The organism is Weizmannia sp. CD-2023 (genome assembly GCF_036225245.1).
Lineage (GTDB): Bacteria > Bacillota > Bacilli > Bacillales > Bacillaceae_C > Weizmannia > Weizmannia faecalis.
Genome location: NZ_JARTJQ010000032.1, coordinates 34,865 through 38,471 on the forward strand (window position 1 = coordinate 34,865; position 3,607 = coordinate 38,471).

3 protein-coding genes are annotated in these 3,607 nt (G+C 42.4%); all 3 read left to right on the plus strand.

The window, feature by feature from the left end; all coding sequences use genetic code 11:
• Positions 1-657 precede the first annotated feature (657 nt).
• The 3 genes from P9687_RS04670 (at position 658) to P9687_RS04680 (ending at position 3,218) form a co-directional block, all read left to right on the plus strand.
• On the plus strand, positions 658-1,407 hold the full coding sequence (locus P9687_RS04670; protein WP_013860816.1) for a threonine/serine exporter family protein: 750 nt from the start codon (positions 658-660) through the stop codon (positions 1,405-1,407).
• A gap of 75 nt (positions 1,408-1,482) precedes the next feature.
• A complete protein-coding gene (locus P9687_RS04675; RefSeq protein WP_035191056.1) occupies positions 1,483-1,929 on the plus strand; it encodes a threonine/serine exporter family protein in 447 nt (148 codons plus the stop codon).
• 731 nt (positions 1,930-2,660) lie between these two features.
• A complete protein-coding gene (locus tag P9687_RS04680; protein WP_035191058.1) occupies positions 2,661-3,218 on the plus strand; it encodes a histidine phosphatase family protein in 558 nt (185 codons plus the stop codon).
• Positions 3,219-3,607 lie beyond the last annotated feature (389 nt).

The following is a 3,607-nucleotide window of genomic DNA, read 5'->3' on the forward strand; positions in this document are numbered from 1 at the left end:
GAACGCGTCTACGTTAAGAAAGCGGTGAAAAATGAGTCTCTTTCTTAATCTAGAGCGTGTCTACGTTAAGGAAGCGGTGGAAAATGGTCCTCTTCCTTAACCTAGAACGCGTCTACGTTAAGGAAGCGGTGAAAAATGAGTCTCTTTCTTAATCTAGAGCGTGTCTACGTTAAGGAAGCGGTGGAAAATGGTCCTCTTCCTTAACCTAGAACGCGTCTACGTTAAGGAAGCGAAGGAAAACGGGCCTCTTCCTTAACATAGAGTGCCTCTACGTTAAGAAAGCAAAGGAAATGGGGTCCCTTCCTTAACTTAGAACGCGTCTATGTTAAGAAAGCGAAGGAAAATGGGTTCTTTCCTTAACCTAGAGCGTGACTACGTTAAGGAAACGGTGGAAAATGAGGGTCTTCCTTAACCTAGAGGCCGTCTACGTTAAGGAGGCGAATGAAATCAAAGTTCTTCCTTAACATAAATATAGACCATTGAAAATTCGTTTGTTCAGCACAAGCGGGTGACCCTGAAATTCGCTGCGTTTTCTGTTCATTGGACTGTGGAAAGGAAATGATTTAAGAAGCCGGCCCTGAAAAATGGCCCGGCTATTTTATTGACCGGCAAACTGTGGTTAAATAATTGCAGGTGAATCGATAGGGAGAAATGAGCATGTATCAGAATGAAGCCCAGCAGGTCATGAGGGTTTGCTTATTAGCCGGAAAAATCATGCTGATGAGCGGCGCGGAAACGTACCGTGTGGAAGATACGATGTCGAGAATTGCTGCGGCTGCCGGGATCAGTGGGTCACACAGCTTTGTCACCCCGACAGCCATTATTTTTTCACTGGACGGGGCGGAGCTGACAAAGCTGATCCGCATCTCCGAACGTTCAACGGATTTGAGAAAAGTCGACCAGGTCAACAGCATCTCGCGGCAAATCAGCAACCGGGGTATTACCCTTGAGGAAGCGTATGGACAGTTGAAAAAAATTGAAACGGAAGAGGAAGCTTACCCTCTCTGGCTGCAATTTGTGGCTGCAGCCATTTCAAGCGGCTGCTTTGTCATCATTTTTTTAGGCGGCTGGATTGACTTTCTGCCCGCGTGTATTGCAGGCGGCCTTGGCTTCCTCAGCACGCATTACATCCACCGGTTCGTAAAGGTGCGTTTCTTTGCTGAATTTGTCGCTTCGCTTGTGATCGGGATTACAGCTTACATCCTTGTCCATGCAGGCGTCGGCCGGGAACTGGATAAAATCATTATCGGTTCTGTCATGCCGCTTGTTCCGGGGCTGGCGATTACCAACGCACTGCGCGACCTGATGGCGGGACATCTTTTTTCCGGTGTCACAAAAGGCGCAGAAGCTTTTTTAACCTCATTTGCCATCGGTGCCGGGATCGCGATTATACTCACGATTTTTTAAAAGGCCGCCTGCTTTTTAAGGCCCCTGCGTTTTTTACACATCAAAGATTACAGTTTTTTAAAAGGGTGACGGAAGTTGTTCCAACAGCTATTAACCAGCTTTTTTGCTTCGGCGGGATTTGGCATTCTTTTCAATGCACCGAGAAAATTGTTGATCCAGTGCGGGATTACCGGCATGATCGGGTGGGGTATTTATTTTCTATTTTTCATGTATGAGCAGAACGTCGTGTATGGCACGTTTATTGCAGCTTTTTTTGTCGGGGTGATCAGCCAGGTGTTTGCCCGTTTTTATAAGACGCCGATCTTGATTTTTACGGTCGGCGGGATTATTCCGCTTGTGCCAGGCGGCCTTGCCTATGACGCCATGCGGCACTTTGTCCAAAACGATTATAACGGCGCCGTATCGCTTGCCGCTAAAGTGCTGCTTCTATCTATTGCAATTGCGATCGGCCTGGTGGCTTCCGAAGTGACGAACCAGTTTATCAAAAAACTGCCGGACAGACGGCCAAAAAGAATGAAGTAGCCTTAAGCCGGGTTTGCTTGAGAGCCCGGCTGTACTATATAAGTCGAACTAAACATTCCTATTTCTTTACGTGTTGCCAGAAGCAGTCTATCCTGATCGTAATGATTTTGACGCGAAAAACAAAAGTGCATTTTAAATAGTAGCAGAGGAACTGACACATTTTGTATATTGATAAAGCTGTATTCGGCTTCTATAATTAGGGCTTGCTAAACGAAACCAGTTTTGACTTTATCAGCAAACTTTGCCTCAATATATAGGAGAATTGATTCACCCTTCTCTATTCGTTGAATCAACTTTCGAGTGCAAGCTTTTTCCTGGATTTTTTAAAAAATTTGCATTTGGTATAGGTAGAAAAGCGATGGTGTTTGTAAGTAGTAACCCCCTTGCCGATGGTGAAGCAATACAGGCAACAAGGACATCAATTCCGCAACAGATTGGATAAACAATCTTTAAAGCCATAGGGAAACTCTTTTCACGGAATTATAGGGATAGACAGCATTGACTGATTGCCCAGCGATAAATGAGTAATGTTTATACAAAGATAAGTCTGCGTGTCCGCTGCCACACTTATTTGTGCTTGGAAAGGCAATCTACACATATAAACACGGTCACTTCATCACCTCGACGTGATTTTTAGTTAACTGTTACCCCTCTGACTTTAGAATAATAAAAATGACGCTCAAGGCAACATTTATTTCATTGCGTTTTGTACCTTGGGTGAAGCGAAAGGAATGAGTATAAACTTGAACAAAAACATTTACATCATCAGGCATTGTGAAGCGGAAGGCCAATCGGAAGACGCGCCATTAACGGTAAAAGGACTGGAACAAGCAGAAAAATTATCTGATTTTTTTTATAATAAAAAAGTGGATCACATCATATCAAGTCCGTTTTTACGGGCAATCCAAACCATTCAGCCGCTTGCAAACAGGTTAAATTTGGAAATTCAAATAGATAATCGTCTATCAGAATGCCTCCTATCCTCAATGCCAATGTCTGATTGGTTGGATAAACTTCATGCAACATTTGACAATTTAGATCTAAAGTATTCCGGGGGTGAATCCAGTAAAGAAGCCATGGATCGAATTGTAAATGTAGTTATAGATTCATTGGAAAGTGAACATGAGAGTACCGTGATCGTTACCCACGGAAACATTATGTCACTCTTACTTCATCACTTTGATAAAAATTTTGGTTTCGAACAGTGGAAAGAATTAACGAATCCTGATGTGTACCTGCTGAATTCATTCGATGAAAAAATTAATTATACACGGTTGTGGGATGAATAATGTCAGCTAAATATTGGTGTAACGATTTTCTTTTACTAGTGGCAATCAGAGAACCAACAAAAGCGGGGGAATTGCCCCTCCCCGCTTTTCATATGGTTAACTAGATAAACCGCTAGCGTTTATGAAAATCATATTTTTCTTTGAGTTTTTATTTTGGTTCTGAGCCTGCATAAATTTACTGCGCGTGTTCCTTTTATATTTTGAATGGGTAAAGAAATATATCCGTTGTTTTATTGAAAATGTTGCTTACCGGCTTATCCAGTGCCTATACTAAAGAAGATTTTGAATATTGACAGCGAATTCATATATGTTATTCTTAAATAAATACAAGCTTAAAATAATGTCTGGGGGTGTATATATTGTTCAGAAACAAAGTGGGCCTTGTTATT

Coding starts and splice junctions, on each gene's coding strand:
- P9687_RS04670 (WP_013860816.1), top strand. CDS start 658: ATGTATCAGAATGAAGCCCAGCAGGTCATGAGGGTTTGCTTATTAGCC.
- P9687_RS04680 (WP_035191058.1), top strand. CDS start 2,661: ATGAGTATAAACTTGAACAAAAACATTTACATCATCAGGCATTGTGAA.